Origin of the sequence: Glaesserella parasuis, from assembly GCF_002015085.1 — a bacterium.
Taxonomy (GTDB): domain Bacteria; phylum Pseudomonadota; class Gammaproteobacteria; order Enterobacterales; family Pasteurellaceae; genus Glaesserella; species Glaesserella parasuis.
Genome location: NZ_MUXW01000042.1, coordinates 1 through 1,041, shown reverse-complemented (window position 1 = coordinate 1,041; position 1,041 = coordinate 1). Strand labels below are relative to the sequence as shown.

Annotated in this window: 2 protein-coding genes; both read left to right on the top strand. The window is 35.9% G+C overall.

Annotated elements, in window-relative coordinates; translation table 11 throughout:
* The first annotated feature begins 116 nt into the window (after positions 1-116).
* Complete coding sequence (locus tag B0183_RS09800) at positions 117-641, top strand: Rha family transcriptional regulator (RefSeq protein WP_062924269.1); 525 nt, start codon at positions 117-119, stop codon at positions 639-641.
* 124 nt (positions 642-765) lie between these two features.
* On the top strand, positions 766-1,041 hold a 276-nt coding region (locus B0183_RS09795), incomplete at its 3' end, for a hypothetical protein (RefSeq protein ID WP_131826773.1).

Sequence of the window (1,041 nt, the reverse complement as noted above, 5' to 3'; positions counted from 1 at the left end):
ATATCAAACCGCTTGTGTCATTAGATGCAAGCGGTTTTTTGTTGTACCTGAAATTCAACCCGATCAGAAATGGTCGGGTTTTTTATTATCAAATAAAATCATAAAAGGACACGAATATGCAATTAGCAAACCCTGAAAATTTTAAACAATTTGTACAAATCAAAGATCATCAAACTGTAACTACATCAGAAATTGTAGCGAAGGTATTTGGTAAGCGACACGACAATGTATTGCGGGATATTAAATCTCTTATTGAAAATTGCGATGAGGACTTTGCAAAACTCAATTTTGAGGTTTGCTTTAAAATCAATGAGTTACAGAATGGTAGACCTACTCCATATTACAATTTAACCAAAAATGGCTTTATGCTTTTGGTAATGGGTTATAAATCCAAAAAGGCAATGGCAATTAAGATTTCTTATATCAAAGCCTTTGATTATATGGCGGAAGAATTGGCAAAAGGTAGCCAAACACTACTTGAGCAATACTACTCTTTACTTGGTGAACATAAAGCCGAAAAACAATTAGCAAGTTTATGCGGTAAAGCCTTAAGTGAATGGAAAGGTAAAAAGCCATTATTAGAAGCAACGCTAAAAATCTTTGAAGACAAAATGCAAATTGAGCTACCGCTATTAAATTGACCGTACTTTATGTGCGGTTTTTTATGCCTGTAAATTAGATAACGGTACAAAATTCAACTGTGGTTATATGACCACAATTAACCGCACTTTCGCAAGATCGTGCATTTTTTATTGGAGAAATGCTATGACGGATTTAGCAACACTAGCAATTGAAATCCGCACAAATGGTGCAGAAAAATCCACTCGAGATTTAAATAATGTGGAACGTGCAGCAAAGAGAACAGAAACAGCTACTGAACAATTGAATAAATGCTTTGGGCGTTTACAAGCGTTATTAGCTTTATCCGGAATAGGCGGTGGGATTTCCCACCTCTTAGCGCTGGCGGACAAAATGCAGTCTTTACGCAATCAAGTGCAGTTTGTGACAAGTTCTATGACTGAAATGAACCAAGTGCAAAAG